The organism is Streptomyces sp. N50 (assembly GCF_033335955.1).
In the GTDB taxonomy this organism is placed as follows: Bacteria; Actinomycetota; Actinomycetes; order Streptomycetales; family Streptomycetaceae; genus Streptomyces.
The window spans coordinates 1,665,783-1,682,708 of the sequence record NZ_CP137549.1 but is presented as its reverse complement, the minus strand read 5'-3'; the positions used below and the strand labels follow the sequence as shown (position 1 = coordinate 1,682,708).

At 71.7% G+C, this 16,926-nt stretch carries 14 protein-coding genes; 10 read left to right on the top strand and 4 right to left on the bottom strand.

From position 1 onward, the window contains the following. Nucleotides 1-272 precede the first annotated feature (272 nt). Nucleotides 273-1,172, top strand: coding sequence for a tetratricopeptide repeat protein (locus R2B38_RS07140; protein ID WP_318021603.1), 900 nt, complete (start codon nucleotides 273-275; stop codon nucleotides 1,170-1,172). An 80-nt stretch (nucleotides 1,173-1,252) separates the two neighbouring features. On the opposite strand, the gene R2B38_RS07135 is transcribed toward R2B38_RS07140, so the two are convergent. Further along, nucleotides 1,253-2,545 carry a DUF1015 domain-containing protein gene (locus R2B38_RS07135; RefSeq protein WP_318015459.1) on the bottom strand — a complete coding sequence of 431 codons (1,293 nt, stop codon included), beginning with the start codon at nucleotides 2,543-2,545 and terminating at the stop codon, nucleotides 1,253-1,255. A 72-nt stretch (nucleotides 2,546-2,617) separates the two neighbouring features. Between R2B38_RS07135 and R2B38_RS07130 the strand changes: the two genes are divergently transcribed. The 4 genes from R2B38_RS07130 (at nucleotide 2,618) to R2B38_RS07115 (ending at nucleotide 6,835) form a co-directional block, all read left to right on the top strand. Continuing rightward, nucleotides 2,618-3,646, top strand: a complete 1,029-nt coding sequence (locus R2B38_RS07130; protein WP_318015458.1) for an HAD hydrolase-like protein — start codon at nucleotides 2,618-2,620, stop codon at nucleotides 3,644-3,646. 95 nt (nucleotides 3,647-3,741) lie between these two features. After that, a complete protein-coding gene (locus R2B38_RS07125) occupies nucleotides 3,742-4,785 on the top strand; it encodes a FecCD family ABC transporter permease (protein ID WP_033286227.1) in 1,044 nt (347 codons plus the stop codon). After that, nucleotides 4,782-5,888 carry a FecCD family ABC transporter permease gene (locus R2B38_RS07120; RefSeq protein WP_318015457.1) on the top strand — a complete coding sequence of 369 codons (1,107 nt, stop codon included), beginning with the start codon at nucleotides 4,782-4,784 and terminating at the stop codon, nucleotides 5,886-5,888. The genes R2B38_RS07125 and R2B38_RS07120 overlap by 4 nt, the downstream gene beginning before the upstream one ends. Then, nucleotides 5,849-6,835: an ABC transporter ATP-binding protein gene (locus R2B38_RS07115; protein ID WP_411978427.1), complete on the top strand. Its 987-nt coding sequence runs from the start codon at nucleotides 5,849-5,851 to the stop codon at nucleotides 6,833-6,835. Before R2B38_RS07120 ends, R2B38_RS07115 begins: the two co-directional genes overlap by 40 nt. On the opposite strand, the gene R2B38_RS07110 is transcribed toward R2B38_RS07115, so the two are convergent. Then, nucleotides 6,819-7,166, bottom strand: a complete 348-nt coding sequence (locus tag R2B38_RS07110; RefSeq protein ID WP_266874669.1) for an SCP2 sterol-binding domain-containing protein — start codon at nucleotides 7,164-7,166, stop codon at nucleotides 6,819-6,821. The genes R2B38_RS07115 and R2B38_RS07110 overlap by 17 nt on opposite strands. Before the next feature lie 42 nt (nucleotides 7,167-7,208). Here R2B38_RS07110 and R2B38_RS07105 point away from each other — a divergent pair, with 42 nt between their 5' ends. The 5 genes from R2B38_RS07105 (at nucleotide 7,209) to R2B38_RS07085 (ending at nucleotide 12,985) form a co-directional block, all read left to right on the top strand. Next, nucleotides 7,209-7,538 (top strand): hypothetical protein, encoded by a 330-nt coding sequence (locus tag R2B38_RS07105; RefSeq protein WP_318015455.1) that lies wholly within the window; start codon nucleotides 7,209-7,211, stop codon nucleotides 7,536-7,538. A gap of 7 nt (nucleotides 7,539-7,545) precedes the next feature. Then, complete coding sequence (locus tag R2B38_RS07100; RefSeq protein WP_033286231.1) at nucleotides 7,546-8,361, top strand: TlyA family RNA methyltransferase; 816 nt, start codon at nucleotides 7,546-7,548, stop codon at nucleotides 8,359-8,361. Beyond that, a complete protein-coding gene (locus tag R2B38_RS07095; RefSeq protein ID WP_318015454.1) occupies nucleotides 8,358-9,263 on the top strand; it encodes an NAD kinase in 906 nt (301 codons plus the stop codon). The genes R2B38_RS07100 and R2B38_RS07095 overlap by 4 nt, the downstream gene beginning before the upstream one ends. 138 nt (nucleotides 9,264-9,401) lie before the next feature. Beyond that, nucleotides 9,402-11,120: a DNA repair protein RecN gene (recN, locus tag R2B38_RS07090; RefSeq protein ID WP_318021602.1), complete on the top strand. Its 1,719-nt coding sequence runs from the start codon at nucleotides 9,402-9,404 to the stop codon at nucleotides 11,118-11,120. Between the two features lie 725 nt (nucleotides 11,121-11,845). Continuing rightward, nucleotides 11,846-12,985, top strand: a complete 1,140-nt coding sequence (locus R2B38_RS07085; protein WP_318015453.1) for a glycosyltransferase family 4 protein — start codon at nucleotides 11,846-11,848, stop codon at nucleotides 12,983-12,985. A gap of 23 nt (nucleotides 12,986-13,008) precedes the next feature. On the opposite strand, the gene R2B38_RS07080 is transcribed toward R2B38_RS07085, so the two are convergent. Both R2B38_RS07080 and R2B38_RS07075 read right to left on the bottom strand, forming a co-directional pair. After that, complete coding sequence (locus tag R2B38_RS07080; protein WP_318015452.1) at nucleotides 13,009-14,655, bottom strand: PucR family transcriptional regulator; 1,647 nt, start codon at nucleotides 14,653-14,655, stop codon at nucleotides 13,009-13,011. A 67-nt stretch (nucleotides 14,656-14,722) separates the two neighbouring features. After that, nucleotides 14,723-16,525, bottom strand: coding sequence for a glycoside hydrolase family 15 protein (locus tag R2B38_RS07075; protein ID WP_318021601.1), 1,803 nt, complete (start codon nucleotides 16,523-16,525; stop codon nucleotides 14,723-14,725). Nucleotides 16,526-16,926: the final 401 nt, after the last annotated feature.

Genomic DNA, 16,926 nt, shown 5'->3' with positions numbered 1-16,926 from the left:
ACGACGACCGCGGTGACCGTGGCAGCTACCCCCGCCGTGACGATCGTTCCGCCGGCCCGCGTCGTGACGACCGGCCGTCCGGTCCCCGTCGTGATGACCGCGGCGGCGATCGCGGTGGATTCCGGCGTGATGACAGCCGTGGCGAGCGACCGGCGTTCCGGCGTGACGACCGCCGCGATGACCGGCGTGACGACCGTCGGGGCGACGACCGCCGTGGTGGCGGCAGCCGGTTCCGTGACGAGCGGGAGCGTGACCGCGAGCCGATCAAGCGGCTGCCGATCCCCGAGGACGTCACCGGCGAGGAGATCGACAAGGACGTACGGCAGGAGCTGATGAGTCTGCCGAAGGGGCTCGCGGAGGACGTCTCGAAGAACCTGGTGATGGTCGCCCGGCTCATCGACGAGGACCCCGAGGCCGCCTACGCCTACTCCAAGATCGCCCTGCGGCTGGCGTCGCGCGTCGCCGCCGTACGTGAGGCGGCCGGGTTCGCGGCGTACGCCAACCAGAAGTACAGCGAGGCGCTGGCCGAGTTCCGGGCGGCGCGGCGGATGACCGGCAGCGTGGACCTCTGGCCCGTGATGGCCGACTGCGAGCGTGGGCTCGGGCGGCCCGAGAAGGCGCTGGAGATGGCCGGCGCCGCCGAGGTGCACAAGCTCGACAAGGCCGGGCAGGTCGAGATGCGGCTCGTCGCGGCCGGTGCCCGGCGTGACATGGACCAGCTCGACGCGGCCATCGTCACGTTGCAGAGCCCCGAGCTGGCCTCGAACTCCGTGCAGCCGTGGACCGCGCGACTGCGGTACGCCTACGCCGACGCCCTGCTCGCCGCCGGGCGTGAGGACGAGGCGCGGGAGTGGTTCGCCAAGGCCGTGGAGTCCGACAAGGACGGCAGCACGGACGCGTCGGACCGGCTCGCCGAGATGGACGGGGTCGAGTTCGTCGACGCGTTCGTCGAGGACGAGGACGATGACGACGAGGTCGAGCCTCAGGACGACGTCTCCGTAGTCGACGAGTTGGACGACGAGGACGAAGACGACGACATCGAGGACGAGGACGACGGCGAGGACGACGGCGAGGACGACGACGAGGTCGAAGCCGCGGCCGAGACCAAGGAAGACGTCGTCAAGGAAGATGTCCTTTTTAAAGAAGAAGACGAAGACGACGACAAGAACTGACCTACGTCAGTGAAGTGACAAGGGCGGGACCCAGCACCTGGGTCCCGCCCTTTCGCGTCTCCGGGGTCGGCCGCGGCGTCTCAGACGTCCAGTGCCCGCAGCACCAGCCCCGACGCCGGCTTGGGGCCGAACGACGTCGACTTGCGGGGCATCGTGACGCCCTGGCGGGCCAGGTCGCGTACGACCTCCTCGCGGACGGGGTGCATCAACACGGCCGTACCGCCGTCGCGCTCGGCCTTGCGGACCGTGGCGGCGGTGTCGTGGATGTAGGCGATGTGGGCCGGGTCATCCTCAGGGATGTGCCAGACGTGGTCCAGGAGGGTGGCGTGCAGGACCGTGGCGTCCAGGGTGCGCCAGGCCGCGGGGCGGTCGGCCGGGATCGTGCGGGCCAGTAGGTCCGGGTCCGGGTGGTCGACGAGGTGGAAGGCGCCGTCGCCGGCGAGGAGGAAGGCATTGCCCTCGCAGGCCGCGTCGGCCAGGGCCTCCAGGGCCTCCGGGAGGGGCACGTCCAGCTGTCGTACGCGGAACAGGCCGTCCAGGGCGGCGAGGGCGTCGGAGACCGGGACGCCGTGCAGGAGGCGGTGGATCGCGCGGACGCGGAGCGGGTAGCGGGCCGTGTCCACGAGGAGGACCAGGCCGTAGTCCCAGGGGCTGGGGGAGGGGTGCTCCGCGCGTAGACGTCGGTAGGTTGCCCAGCGGTGGTGGCCGTCGGCGATCAGGGCCTGGTGGTGGGCCAGGTCCTGCTGGATGCGGGCCAGGTCGGTGGGGTCGGTGACCGACCAGAGGCGGTGGCTGTAGCCGTCCTCCGTGGTCGTCGAGAGCAGTGCGGGGTCCTTGGCGATGCGCTCTACCACCGTCGTCGTGTCGGCCGGTTGGCCGTTGCCGCGGTAGGTCAGGAGCAGGGGTTCGAGGTTCGCGGAGGTGGCGCGCATGAGGGCCGCGCGGTCGGCGACCACATGCGGCATGACGTCCTCGTGTGGCAGGACCACACCCTCCGACGGGTCCGACAGACGCAGGGCGCCGATGACGCCGCGTTGCAACAGGCCGTTGCCGTCGCGCTGTTCGTAGACGTACAGGCCGGGCTCGGGGTCGGTGGTGAGGACCCCCTCGGAGAGCCAGCGGTGCAGGGTGTCGGCGGCCTGTTCGTTGCGGGCGCCGACCGTGGTGGCCTGCGGGAGGATCAGCCGGACGATGTTGTGCGGGTCGGAGTCCTGGAGATGGTGCAGGCCGTCGGGGCGTACGACCACGTCGTACGGTGGGGACGTCACGGCGGCCAGGCTGCCGACCAGGTCGGGGTCGTAGCGAAGGCCTCGGAACGGGGTGAGTTCCAGGCCTCGGCGCTCCGTTGCTTCCGAGTGACCTGCGGTGTTCATCCCGGCATCGTACGTGTGTCAGTGGCATGCGGGATGATCGGGTGAAAGCGATCGAACGAGGAGCGATGTGGAATGAGCCAGAGCGTCAGGACGAGCCCCGACGGCAGTGCCCGGGCCCTGAGCGAGGCGTACGACACGGCGCTGCTCGACCTCGACGGGGTGGTGTACGCGGGGGGCAACGCGATCGCCCACGCGGTCGACTCGCTCGCCACCGCGCGTGCGGGCGGGATGCGGCTCGCGTACGTCACGAACAACGCGCTGCGGACGCCGGACGCCGTGGCCGGGCATCTCACCGAGCTGGGGATACCGACCGGGGCCGATGACGTCATCACCTCCGCTCAGGCCGTCGCCCGGCTGATCAGCGAGCAGGTGCCGGCGGGCTCCCGCGTGCTGGTGATCGGCGGTGAGGGACTGCGGGTCGCGCTGCGCGAGCGCGGGCTCGACCCCGTCGACTCGGCGGACGACGAGCCGGTCGCGGTCGTACAGGGCTACGGCGGCCCCGACCTGGCCTGGGGGCGGTTCGCGGAGGCCTGCTACGCCATCGCGCGCGGGGTGCCGTGGTTCGCGTCCAACACCGACCTGACGATCCCGAGCGCGCGCGGAATCGCCCCGGGCAACGGCGCGGCGGTGGAGGTCGTACGGATAGCGACCGGGGCCGAGCCGCAGGTGGCGGGGAAGCCGTTGCCGCCCATGCACAAGGAGACGATCCTGCGGACCGGCGCCGAGCGGCCGCTGGTCGTGGGCGACCGGCTGGACACGGACATCGAGGGGGCGTTCAACGGGGAGGTCGATTCGCTGCTCGTCCTGACCGGCGTGACCGACGGCGCCCAACTCCTCGCCGCGCCGCCGCAGCACCGGCCGACGTACGTCGACGCCGATCTGCGGGGCATGCTCACCGGGCAGCCCGAGGTCACCGGGGCGGGAGACGGCTTCCGGTGCGGTGGCTGGACGGCGACGGCGGGCCGTGACCGGCTGGAACTCGACGGTGAGGGCGAGCCCATGGACGGGCTTCGGGCACTCTGTGCGGCGGCCTGGACGGCGGCGGGGGACGGTTCCTGCACGCTGGACGGGGAGAAGGCGCTGGCGCGGCTGGGGTTGTGACAGGGGGAGGCGGGGCGCCGCGTCCGGGGCGCTGAACGGCGGGGGAGCGGGACGCGGCCTCCTGACCGCATGCGAGGGTAGGCTAACCTAACCTCGTGTTGGTCGACAGTCCCCCAGAACAGCGCGCGGAGACCGCCCCCGCGCCCCCAACCCGCCGGGCGATACGTGTCCTTGGGCTCTTCGCCTCGGTGGCTCTCCTGGTCCTCGTGGCCCTGGCGAGCATCGCGATCGGCGCGAAATCGCTGCCGTTGGGGGATGTGTGGCACGGCCTGTTCCATGACACGGGGACGTACGCGGACGTCGTGGTCGACGACCGGATCTCCCGTACGGTCCTCGGGCTGCTGGCCGGTGCAGCGCTCGGCCTGTCCGGCGCGGTCCTCCAGGCGCTCACCCGCAACCCCCTCGCGGACCCCGGCCTGCTCGGCATCAACGCGGGCGCCTCGGCCGCCGTCGTCACCGCCATCACGTACTTCGGTGTCACCTCGCTGAGCGGCTACGTCTGGTTCGCCTTCGCGGGCGCGGCCGTCGTCGGCGCGCTGGTCTGGTTCCTCGGCGGCAGCCGGGGCGCCACCCCCGTGCGCCTCGCGCTCGCCGGCACCGCGATCAGCGCCGCGCTCTACGGCTATCTCCAGGCCGTCATGATCATGGACGACGCGGCACTCTCCAAGATGCGCTTCTGGACGGTCGGTTCACTGGCCTCGGCCACCGGCTCGACGATCACGCAGGTCGCGCCGTTCTTCGCGGTCGGCACGGTCGTCTCCCTGCTGCTCGCCCGCCCCCTGAACGCGGTCGCGATGGGCGACGACACCGCCCGCGCCCTCGGCGCCAACCTCAACCGCACCCGCGCGCTCGCCATGCTCTCCGCGACCGTGCTGTGCGGCGCGGCGACCGCAGCGTGCGGCCCGATCGTGTTCGTCGGCCTGATGGTGCCGCACGTGGTGCGCTCCTTCACCGGCCCCGACCTGCGCTGGATCCTGCCGTACGCCACGATCCTGTCGCCCGTGCTGCTGCTCGGGGCCGATGTCCTGGGCCGGTTGATCGCGCGGCCCGCGGAGCTTCAGGTCGGCATCGTCACCGCGGTCATCGGTGGGCCGGTCTTCATCTATCTCGTGCGGCGCCGAAGGACGACTCAGCTGTGAATCCCTCTTCCACGACCGCTTCAACGACCGCGCAGGACAGCCCAGTTGGGAAGGCCGCCCCGGCTCGGGCGCTCCGTACGCGGGCTGTCCGGACCGGCACCCTCTCCCTCCGCCTAGATCTCCGCGCCTTCACGGTCGTCGTCCTTCTCCTGCTCTGCGCGCTTGCCGCGAGTGTCGTGCTGATCGGTACCGGGGACTTCCCGATCCCGGCCGGTGACGTCGTCAAGACGCTGTTCGGGGGCGGTGATCCGGGACAGGAGTTCATCGTCAACGAGCTGAGGCTGCCGCGCGTTCTCGTCGGCCTCCTGGTCGGTGCCTCGCTCGGGCTGGGCGGGGCGCTGTTCCAGTCCATCTCCCGTAATCCGCTGGGCAGTCCGGACGTGCTCGGCCTCTCGCAGGGGTCGACGGCCGGGGCGCTCGTCATGATCGTGCTGTTCTCCGGCAGCGCGACCGCCGTCACCCTCGGGGCGCTCGTCGGCGGTCTGGTGACCGGGCTCGCGATCTATCTGCTCGCCTGGAAGCAGGGGGTGCATGGATACCGGCTCGTCCTCGTCGGCATCGGCGTCTCCGCCGTAGTCACCGCGGTCAACGGCTATCTGCTCACCAAGGCCGACCTCGTCGACGCGGCCCGCGCGGTCGTGTGGATGACCGGTTCCCTCAACGGCCGTGACTGGACCCAGGTCTGGCCGCTGCTCGCGCTGTGCGCCGTCCTGGTGCCGCTCGTCCTCGCCAACGGGCGCGGGCTGCGGATGATGGAGATGGGCGACGACGTGTCGTACGCCCTCGGGGTGCGTGTCGAGCGTGTACGGCTGCTGCTGATGGTCGCGGCCGTGCTGCTCACCTCGGCCGCGACCGCCGCCGCCGGACCGGTCGGCTTCGTCGCTCTCACGGCGCCGCAGCTCGCCCGGCGTCTGACCCGCTCACCGGGCCCGAACCTCGTGCCCTCGCTGTGCATGGGCGCCACCCTGCTGGTCACCGCCGACTGGGCCTCCCAACGGGCGTTCGGCGCCGACCAGTTGCCCGTGGGCGTGGTTACCGGAGTCCTTGGCGGGGTCTACCTGCTGTGGCTCCTGGTCACCGAGCGGAAGGCGGGGCGGATATGAGCGCCGCCGCCGGCAGCACCACGAACGTCCCAGTGAGCACCTCCAGCACCTGCAGCACCTCGACGAACGCCTCGGCGAACGAGAACCACCGAAGGAGCACTGTGAACCGTCTGTCCGCCGAGAACGTCACCCTCGCCTACGACCAGCGCGTCATCGCACGCGAGCTGTCCGTGGAGATACCCGACAACTCCTTCACGGTGATCGTCGGCCCGAACGCGTGCGGCAAGTCGACGCTGTTGCGGGCGCTTTCACGGATGCTGAAGCCGAACGAGGGCCGGGTGCTGCTCGACGGGCAGGTCATCCAGTCGATGCCGGCGAAGAAGGTCGCGCGGACGCTCGGCCTGCTGCCCCAGTCGTCCATCGCGCCCGACGGCATCACCGTCGGCGACCTCGTGGGCCGCGGCCGGTACCCGCACCAGGGCATCCTGCGCCAGTGGTCCCAGGAGGACGAGCGGGTCGTACAGGAGTCGATGGCGCAGACCGGTGTCGCCGAGCTGGCCGATCGCTATGTCGACGAACTGTCCGGCGGGCAGCGGCAGCGCGTGTGGATCGCGATGGCGCTCGCCCAGCAGACGCCCCTGCTGCTGCTCGACGAGCCGACCACCTACCTCGACATCCAGCACCAGATCGACGTCCTCGACCTGTGCGCCGAACTTCACGAGGAGCAGGGCCGCACGCTGGTCGCGGTGCTGCACGACCTCAACCACGCCGCCCGGTACGCCACCCACCTCATCGCGCTGCGGGAGGGCGCGGTCATCGCGGAGGGCGCCCCGGGCGACATCGTCACGGCCGAGCTGGTCGAGGAGGTCTTCGGGCTGCGCTGCCAGGTCATCGAGGACCCGGAGACGGGGACGCCGCTGGTGGTGCCGGCGGCGCGCAAGGCACGCGCGCGTGCGGGAGCCCCGGCGGGGGCAGGGGCCGTACCGGTGGCTACAGAAGCTTCCTGAGGCGGAACAGGTCGAACACGTTGGCCTCCAGCTTCACCCGGCCCGAGCCCCAGGCCTTCGCGAAGTTCAGGCCGCCGTCGACCATGGCGACGAGGTCGTCGCCGGCCATGATCAGCCTGATCTGGGCCTTCTCCGCCGGAAGGCCCTGCACGGTCTCGTCCACCACGATGCGGCCGCCGGTGAGTCGGCCGACGAACGTGACGTCGAGGTCGGTGATCCGGCAGCTGACCGAACGGTCCATGGCCGCGGCGGCGCGGACATTCCCATCGGCCTTCTGCATGTTGTCCGAGAGCTTCTCGAGTGCGACGCGGCACTCTTCGATCGTTGCCATCGTGATCGACGGTACCCCAGGCCTTCGGGGTAGCGTCTGGGCATGAGCGACTCATTGCCCGAGGCCGAGGTCGGGGCCGTAGCGGAGGGTGTTCCGGCGGGTGTTCCCGAGGCCGTTGTGGAGGCCGTCGTGGAGGCGGAGCCCGCGTACGACCCGGCCGCCCCCGCGCCCCTGGACGTGGACCGCGCGCCGAGCGGCAACGCCGACGTCGACGCCCAGCTCGGGCGGCTTGCCGACACCGACCACCTCGCCACGGACGGACATGTCGAGGTGTACGAGGATGTACACCGGGGGCTGCGCGACGCGCTCACCGCGCTCGACGCCCGCCCGGGACCTCCGGCGCCCCCAAGGCCGTACGACAACAGGAGCTGAACCGAACGTGGCAGGAGTGGCACGCCGGCGTCTCGACGCCGAGCTGGTCCGGCGGAAGCTCGCGCGCTCGCGGGAGCACGCGAGCCAGTTGATCGCCGCCGGCCGGGTCACCGTGGGCAAGGCCGTCGCGACCAAGCCCGCCACCCAGGTGGAGACCGCGGCGGCCATCGTCGTCGTGGCGGACGACGACGACCCCGACTACGTCTCGCGGGGCGGCCACAAGCTCGCGGGCGCGCTGGCGGTCTTCGTACCGCAGGGGCTCGTGGTCGAGGGGCGGCGGGCGCTGGACGCCGGCGCTTCCACCGGAGGCTTCACCGATGTGCTGCTGCGCGCGGGTGCCACGCAGGTCGTGGCGGTCGACGTCGGGTACGGACAACTCGCGTGGTCTCTTCAGAGCGATGAACGCGTCACCGTCAAGGACCGTACGAACGTACGCGAGTTGACGCTTGAAGCGATCGATGGGGAGCCTGTGGATCTAGTCGTGGGGGATCTGTCCTTCATCCCGCTCGGGCTGGTGCTGCCCGCCCTGGCGCGGTGCACGAAGCCGGACGCGGACCTGGTGATGATGGTCAAGCCGCAGTTCGAAGTGGGGAAGGAGCGGCTGGGCAGCGGCGGTGTCGTACGCAGCCCGGAACTCCGGGCCGAGGCCGTGCGCGGTGTCGCCCGGCGGGCCGCGGAACTGGGGCTCGGGGTGCGGGGAGTCACCGCCAGCCCGCTGCCCGGGCCCTCCGGGAATGTCGAGTACTTTCTGTGGCTGCGGGCCGGCGCACCCGAACTGGACCCGGCCGATGTTGACCGTGCAGTGGCGGAGGGGCCGCGTTGACACAGAACCGAGCTCGTACTGTTTTCCTGCTCGCGCACACGGGTCGGCCTGCGGCCATCCGGAGTGCCGAGCTGGTCGTGAAGGGGCTGCTGGCGTCCGGTATCGGAGTGCGCGTCCTGGAGTACGAGGCACGCGACCTGCCGCTGCCCGACGAGGTGGAGACGGTCACCGAGGCCACCCCGCAGTGCCTTGAGGGCTGCGAGCTGCTCATCGTCCTCGGCGGCGACGGCACGCTGCTGCGCGGCGCGGAGTTCGCGCGGGCGTCCGGGGTGCCGATGCTCGGCGTCAACCTCGGCAGCGTGGGGTTCCTCGCGGAGGCCGAGCGGGACGATCTCGACAAGGTCGTGGACCGGGTGGTCACGCGGGCGTACGAGGTCGAGGAGCGGATGACCGTCGATGTCGTCGTGCACAAGAACGGCAACATCGTGCATACGGACTGGGCGCTGAACGAGGCGGCGGTGCAGAAGGCCGGCGCGGAGAAGTTGCTGGAAGTCGTCCTGGAGATCGACGGGCGGCCGGTCACGGGGTTCGGGTGTGACGGGATCGTTTGTGCGACGCCCACCGGGTCTACGGCGTACGCCTTCTCGGCGGGTGGGCCTGTGGTGTGGCCCGAGGTCGAGGCGTTGTTGATGGTGCCGATCAGTGCGCATGCGTTGTTCGCGAAGCCGTTGGTGACGTCGCCGGATTCTGTGCTGGCCGTTGAGGTGTTGCCGCACATCCCGCCGGGGGTTTTGTGGTGTGACGGGCGGCGGACTGTCGAGTTGCCTGCTGGGGCTCGGGTTGAGGTGCGGAGGGGAGCTGTGCCTGTGCGGCTGGCTCGGCTGCATCATGCGTCGTTCACGGATCGGCTTGTCGCGAAGTTCGCGTTGCCTGTTTCGGGGTGGCGGGGGGCTCCTCATTAGCCGCGGCTGAGTGAGGGCTAGGGGCGCAGTTCCCCGCGCCCCTAAAGACAAAAAACAGGTGGGGACACTCCCCTGGGTGACAGGGCGCCTCGCGCTTCTCCCGCCCTACCTCGTAAGGTCTTCACCGTGCTGGAAGAGATGCGGATACGGTCGCTCGGAGTCATCGACGATGCAGTCGTCGAACTGTCGCCGGGGTTCACCGCTGTCACGGGTGAGACCGGTGCGGGCAAGACCATGGTCGTCACGAGCCTCGGGCTGTTGCTCGGAGGGCGGGCGGACCCGGCGCTGGTGCGGATCGGGGCGAAGAACGCGGTCGTGGAGGGGCGGATCTCCGTCCCTCCGGGCGGCTCCGCCGTGCTGCGCGCCGAGGAGGCCGGTGCCGAGCTGGAGGACGGGACGCTGCTCATCAGCCGTACCGTTTCCGCCGAGGGGCGGTCCCGGGCGCATCTGGGCGGGCGTTCCGTGCCGGTGGGGGTGCTCGCCGAGCTTGCGGACGAGCTTGTCGCCGTGCACGGGCAGACCGATCAGCAGGGGCTGCTGAAGCAGTCCCGGCAGCGGCAGGCGCTCGACCGGTATGCCGGGGACGCCGTCACCGGGCCGCTCGCCAAGTACGCGGAGGCGTATCGGCGGCTGCGCGCCGTCGCCGTCGAACTGGACGAGATCACCACCCGCGCGCGTGAACGGGCCCAGGAAGCCGACATGTTGCGCTACGGCCTCGACGAGATCGCGGGCGTCGAACCGCGTCCCGGTGAGGACGTGGAGCTGGCCGCCGAGGCCGAACGGCTCGGTCACGCCGAGGCGTTGGCGTCCGCCGCCACGGCCGCTCACGCCGCGCTCGCCGGTAATCCCGAGGACCCCGAGGGCATCGACGCGGCGACCCTCGTCGCGGGCGCGCAGCGGGCCCTGGAGGCCGTACGGTCGCACGACTCCGAACTGGCCTCGCTCACCGACCGGATCGGTGAGATCGGCATCCTTCTGGGCGATGTGGCGGGGGAGTTGGCGGGCTACGCCGACGACCTGGACGCCGATCCGCTGCGGCTGGCCGCCGTCGAGGAACGCCGGGCCGCCCTCAACGCGCTCACCCGGAAGTACGGCGAGGACATCACCGCCGTGCTCGCGTACGCCGAGCAGGGCGCCTCGCGGCTGACCGAACTCGACGGCGACGACGAGCGCATCGACGAGTTGACCGCCGAACGGGATGCCCTGCGCGGTGAACTGGGCGGTCTGGCACAGGCGTTGACCGACGCCCGCACCGAGGCCGCCGAGCGCTTCGCTGCGGCGGTGACCGCGGAGTTGGCTTCCCTCGCGATGCCGCACGCGCGTGTGTCGTTCGAGATCCGGCAGACCGAGGATCCGGAGGGCGTCGAGGTCGGCGGCCGTGCGGTCGCCTACGGCCCGTCGGGCGTCGACGAGGTCGAGTTGCTGCTCGCCCCGCACCCGGGTGCTCCGCCCCGGCCCATCGCCAAGGGCGCGTCCGGTGGTGAGTTGTCGCGCGTGATGCTCGCCGTGGAGGTCGTGTTCGCGGGGACCGACCCCGTGCCGACCTACCTCTTCGACGAGGTCGACGCGGGTGTCGGCGGCAAGGCGGCGGTCGAGATCGGGCGGCGCCTCGCGAAACTCGCGAAGACCGCGCAGGTCGTCGTCGTGACCCACCTGCCTCAGGTGGCGGCCTTCGCCGATCGCCAGTTGCTGGTCGAGAAGACCAACGACGGGTCCGTCACCCGCTCCGGCGTGAAGGTCCTCGAAGGCGAGGACCGCGTACGGGAGTTGTCCCGGATGCTGGCCGGCCAGGAGGACTCGGAGACGGCGCGGGCGCATGCGGAGGAGCTGCTGGCTACGGCTCGGGCGGACGGCTGACGGGGCGGTCCGTCGCGGGGTGACAGGTGCTCCGTGATCGGCGGTTGCTGGTGGGGTTGCGGAGTGCGGAGTGCCGGGTCCGGTGTGAGGGTCCTTGAAGGTGGGGGGCGGGTACGGGAGTTGTCCCGGGCGCCGGCCGGTCAGGAGGGCTCGGAGACGTTCCGGGCGGACTGCTGGTGGGGCGCTTCGGTGATCCCCGGCGCGGTTTCCGGGCGCATCTCTCCGCCCTCCGGGACGGTGAAGTCACCAGCGGCGCAGTCAAGTTGTCCGGCGTCTCCGCTGCCGGGCTCGTCGCCGGGGCGCTGCTCAAGGAGCGGCCGCTCGGCAAGGTGCTCGCGGGGGTCGTGATCGCCGGTGCGGCGCACTTCGTCAACCTCGTGGCGTGGGCAGTTCGTGAGCGTGCCCTCTCGACCCCGACCGCTGTGCCCCCGACGTGGCCAAGCGGTCGCCGCCCCCTCCGAGCTGAGCGAGACACCCCGAACCAGAGCGAGCCTCTCGCCACCCCCGCGCCTCACCAACCCCCCGCCCCCTCACTCGTACGGGTGATCCCCGCCCCCCTGTTGCCCTTCCGCACAGCCCCCACACCTACCGGCGTTGCCGGAACACCCGTACGTGCTGGCATCCTTGAGACGGAACGCGTAGGAAGCGTGCGGTACACCCCCTCCGCCCGATCCTTCTGTACTTTCTTCGTGACCGCCCGTCGCCGAACCAGGAGCCCCGGCCACGTGACCCCCGTGAGCAGCCACTCACCGCACGGCCAGTCGCCGCTGCGCACCGTGCAGGTGCTCGGCGGAGGCAACGCCGCCAGTAGCGCGCATGTGCGCTCCCTGGCCTCCGGGCTCGTCGCGCGGGGCGTGCGGGTCACGGTGTGCGCCCCCGTCGAAGCCGATCACACCTACGACTTCACGGGCGTCGGCGCCGAACACGTGCACGTGCCCCGCAGCAGCGACCCCGCCTCCGTGGCCGCGCTCCGAGCCGCCTGCGCGGACGCCGACCTGGTGCACGCGCACGGCCTGCACGCCTCCTTCCGCGCCGTCCTCGCCCTCAGCGGCCGCCGCACACCGCTCGTCGTCACCTGGCACAACCGCACCCATGCCGAAGGAGCCCGGGCGCACCTGCTGCGGCTGCTGGAGCGGCGGGTCGTGAAGGCCGCCGTGGTCGTCCTGGGCACCACCTCCGATCTTGTCGACCGGGCCCGGCGGACCGGCGCCCGGGACGCCCGCCTCGCCGCCGTCGCGCTGCCGGGGCCGCGCCGAGTCCCCGTGGACCATGACGATCCCGATCGGCTCAGTCCCAAGCTCCGGGCCGAACTCGGCGCCACCGACCGGCCGTTGCTCGTCGCCGTCGGCTCCCTCGACCGGCAGCGGGGCTACGACACGCTCCTGGACGCCTCGCGCGGGTGGTGCCGTCTCGATCCGACGCCGTTGCTCGTGATCGCGGGGGAGGGGCCGCTGCGGGGCGAGTTGCAGCGCCGGATCGAGGACGAGGAGCTGCCGGTGCGGCTCATCGGGCGCCGCGACGACGTGGGCGAACTCCTCGCCGCCGCCGATCTCGCACTCCTGCCCAGCAGTTGGGAGTCCCGCTCGGTCATCGCCCAGGAGGCCCTCCACGCCCGCGTGCCGCTCGTCGCGACCGCCGTCGGCGGCATCCCCGAACTCGTCGGCGACGCCGCCGAACTCGTGCCCTACGGCGACGCCAAGGCCCTCGCCGACGCGGTCACCGGACTGCTGCGCGACCCCGAACGCCGGGAACTGCTCCGGGAGAAGGGCGCCCGCCAGGCGGCCAGCTGGCCGACCGAGGACGAGACCGTCGCCCAAGTGCTGAGTGTCTACGACGAGTTGACCCAGCCCCTGCCGCTGACCTGAGACGTACATACGAACTCAAGGACTTATGGCACTAGCCTGCGCGCTCGCAACGCCAGGCTCAACGCCAGTACCGTCTGCGGGTCTTCGAGGTCCGTGCCGAGCAACTCCCCGATGCGGGCCAGCCTGTTGTAGAGGGTCTGCCGGTTGAGGTGGAGCTCGCGGGCCGTCTCCGCCTTGCGGCCCGCGTGCGCCAAGTACGTTTCCAGGGTGGGCAGTAGGGGCGGCTTGGAGCGGTTGTCGTGGTCGCGGAGCGGGCCGATCGCGCGGTCCACGAAGGCCGCGAGGTCCGGGTGGTCGCGCAGCCGCCACAGCAACAACTCGATGTCCAGGCGCCGTGCGTCGTACCAAGGCTGGTCGGTCAGGCCCTGGGCCGCCGTCGCCGTCTCGGCCGCGTGCCGCAGTCCCGCCGACGCGGCCGCCCAGCCGCCGGCCACCCCGACGACCACGATCGGCGGCTGCGCGCCCGGGCGTTGCATCCCGGCGCGCTCGACTCCCGCCCGCAGCGCGGCCGCCACCCGGTCCGCGACGGCCGAGCGCTCCGACTCCGAGCGCAGGCCGAGGAGGAGCGGGACGCGGCCCTCGACCGGTCGTACGCCCAGCAGGACCGGGACGCCCACCGAGGCCAGTTCCTCGGCGACCGCGCGGGCCAGGACCGCCCAGCCGCCGCCCGGTGCGGCCAGGGCGTCGCCCAGGCGCATCACCACGGGCAGCAGCGGGCTGGTGCCCGGCTTGAAGCCCAGCACCCGGGCCTGCGCCGGGGCGTCCTCCGCGGCGATGCGGCCCTCGGCGAGGTCGGTGAGGAAGTCGCCGCGTCCGCGGGCCGCGAGTTCCTCCTCCTGGCGGGCCTGCATCAGGACCACCGCGAGGATGTCGGCGGCCCGTTCTGCGGCGATGCGGTGCACGGGGGCCAGGGGAGCGCGGACCGGGAGCAGGACGATCCGCGCCCGCACCGAACCCGTACCGGGACCACCGCCCGGCACGTCCACCACCACCGAACCGGCGGGCGGCGGGGCGTCCTTGTGCTGGCCGCGCAGCCCCTCCCATACCTGGAGCGGGTCGGCGCCCTCGAGGCCCGACCCCGCCGCGTAGAGGAGTTGGCCGTCCGGGGTCTCCAGGAAGACCGGGTTGCCGCTGAAGTCGGCCAGGATGCCCAGGACTTGGGGGATTCCGCCGCCGCCGAGCAGAGCCTCCGTGCAGCGGCGGTGGACCTCCTCGGCCTGCTGGAGCAGCGCGTAGTGGCCGTTGACGATCTCGGTGTGGATCTCCTCGGTGACCGCGACGAACGGCACCTCACGGTGCAGCTGGACGAGCGGGAGGCCGGTCGACCTGGCCGTCTCGACGAGCGTGGCGGGGAGGCGGGTGAAGCGTGGGCCCAGTTCGACGACCAGGGCCGCGATGCCGCGCTCGGCCAGGGTGCGGACGAACGCGCGTTGCTCCGCCGGGCGCGTGCCGAGGCCGTAGCCCGTGGTCAGGAGGAGTTCGCCGCCCTTGAGGAGGGAGGCGATGTTCGGGACCTCGCCCGCGTGGACCCAGCGCACGGTCCGCTGGAGGCGGTCGGCGCCCGCCAGGATCTCCGGCAGCCCGCTGCGCAGCCCGGGCAGCTCCAGCGCCCGCTGAACGGTGATGCCGGCGCCCTGGCTGTCGAATGTGCTGTCCGTACGGCTGTCCATGCAGCGGACGGTACCTGCGGGAACGCCCCGGGCACATCTCGGGCCCGGGGCGTGCGCTCAGCGGGGGTCAGCCGCCGTAGGCCCCCGAAGCCGTCAGGCGCAGGGCCGTGTCGATCAGGGGGACGTGGCTGAAGGCCTGCGGGAAGTTGCCGACCTGGCGTTGCAGGCGCGGATCCCACTCCTCGGCGAGGAGGCCCAGGTCGTTGCGGAGCGACAGGAGCTTCTCGAAGAGCTTGCGGGCCTCGTCCACGCGGCCGATCATCGCGAGGTCGTCCGCCATCCAGAACGAGCACGCGAGGAACGCTCCCTCGTCGCCGGGGAGGCCGTCGACGCCCTCGTCCGTGCCCGAGGTCGGGTAGCGCAGGATGAAGCCGTCCGGGGTGGACAGCTCGCGCTGGATCGCCTCGATCGTGCCGATCACGCGCTTGTCGTCCGGCGGCAGGAAGCCCATCTGCGGGATGAGCAGCAGCGAGGCGTCCAGCTCCTTCGAGCCGTACGACTGCGTGAAGGTGTTGCGCTCCTTGTCGTAGCCGCGCTCGCACACGTCCCGGTGGATGTCGTCGCGCAGCTCGCGCCACTTCTCCAGCGGGCCGTCCGCGTCGCCCGACTCGATCAGCTTGATCGTGCGGTCGACCGCGACCCAGGCCATCACCTTCGAGTGCACGAAGTGGCGGCGCGGGCCGCGCACCTCCCAGATGCCCTCGTCGGGCTCGTCCCAGTGCTTCTCCAGGTAGCGGATGAGCTTGAGCTGGAGGAGGGAGGCGTAGTCGTTGCGGGCCAGGCCGGTCATGTGGGCCAGGTGCAGGGCCTCGGTGACCTCGCCGTAGACGTCCAGCTGGAGCTGGTGCGCGGCGCCGTTGCCCACCCGGACCGGGCCCGAGTTCTCGTAGCCCGGCAGCCAGTCCAGTTCCGCCTCGCCGAGCTCGCGCTCGCCGGCGATGCCGTACATGATCTGCAGGTTCTCCGGGTCGCCGGCGACCGCGCGCAGCAGCCACTCGCGCCAGGCGCGGGCCTCCTCGCGGTAGCCGGTGCGCAGGAGCGAGGAGAGGGTGATGGCCGCGTCGCGGAGCCAGGTGTAGCGGTAGTCCCAGTTGCGGACGCCGCCGATCTCCTCCGGGAGGGAGGTCGTCGGCGCGGCGACGATGCCGCCCGTCGGGGCGTACGTCAGCGCCTTCAGCGTGATCAGGGAGCGGACGACGGCCTCGCGGTATGGGCCGTGGTACGTGCACTGGTCGACCCAGTCGCGCCAGAAGTCCTCCGTGGCCTCCAGCGACTGCTCCGGCTCGGGGAGCGGCGGCGGCTGCTTGTGCGAGGGCTCCCAGGAGATGGTGAACGCGATGCGGTCACCCGGCGCGACGGTGAAGTCGGCGTACGTCGTGAGCTGCTTGCCGTAGGTCTCCGCCGATGTGTCGAACCACACGGAGTCGGGGCCCGCGACGGCGACCGTGCGGCCCTCGTGCTTGTGCACCCAGGGGACGACCCGGCCGTAGGAGAAACGCATGCGGAGGGCCGAGCGCATCGGGACGCGGCCGGAGATGCCCTCCACGATGCGGATCAGCTGGGGGGCGCCGTCGCGAGGGGGCATGAAATCGGTCACGCGGACCGTGCCTCGCGGGGTGTCCCACTCGGACTCCAGGATCAGCGAGTCGCCGCGGTAGCCGCGCCGGGCCGCGGTGGGCGGCTGCGCGTCGGCGGCGTGGGCCGGGCCCAGCCGCCAGAAGCCGTGTTCCTCGGTGCCCAACAGACCGGCGAAGATGGCATGGGAGTCGAATCGGGGCAGGCAGAGCCAGTCCACCGTGCCGTCCCGGCAGACCAGGGCAGCGGTCTGCATGTCTCCGATGAGTGCGTAATCTTCGATGCGCCCGGCCACGTGCAACTCCAGTCGAACGGCCACGTCGCCCCATGGAAAAGGGGCGGTCGCTGTGTGCGGTCAAGGGATCGTTTGTAGTGCGTCGTTGAGGCATGAAGCAAATGACGGTCGTTGCCCAACGGACTGACGAGCTCTCGTTGTTCCGGGAGATACGGGCGGGGTGGTGCCGTGTTCCGGACCGGCTCGGCAGCGAGTGTCCGAGCAGGATACGACGCACGTAGATGATCTGTGTGCCGCTCTCGCCAACGGACCTGGGCCGAACGGGTGAGCACCCGGTGAGAAGCAGGTAACCAGGGCGCGTCTGTGTCGACGCGGGTCACCAGTGTGTCGAGGCGGGTGCGGAGCGTGGCCGGAAGCCATCCCCTCCGGGCGCTGATACCCTGGTAGCCCGTGGACCGGTG

What these genes read in the sequence shown, in the direction of transcription:
- R2B38_RS07135 (WP_318015459.1), bottom strand. Translation starts at nt 2,545, where the DNA reads ATGAACACCGCAGGTCACTCGGAAGCAACGGAGCGCCGAGGCCTGGAA.
- R2B38_RS07130 (WP_318015458.1), top strand. Translation starts at nt 2,618, where the DNA reads ATGAGCCAGAGCGTCAGGACGAGCCCCGACGGCAGTGCCCGGGCCCTG.
- R2B38_RS07110 (WP_266874669.1), bottom strand. Translation starts at nt 7,166, where the DNA reads ATGGCAACGATCGAAGAGTGCCGCGTCGCACTCGAGAAGCTCTCGGAC.
- R2B38_RS07105 (WP_318015455.1), top strand. Translation starts at nt 7,209, where the DNA reads ATGAGCGACTCATTGCCCGAGGCCGAGGTCGGGGCCGTAGCGGAGGGT.
- recN (WP_318021602.1), top strand. Translation starts at nt 9,402, where the DNA reads ATGCGGATACGGTCGCTCGGAGTCATCGACGATGCAGTCGTCGAACTG.
- R2B38_RS07080 (WP_318015452.1), bottom strand. Translation starts at nt 14,655, where the DNA reads ATGGACAGCCGTACGGACAGCACATTCGACAGCCAGGGCGCCGGCATC.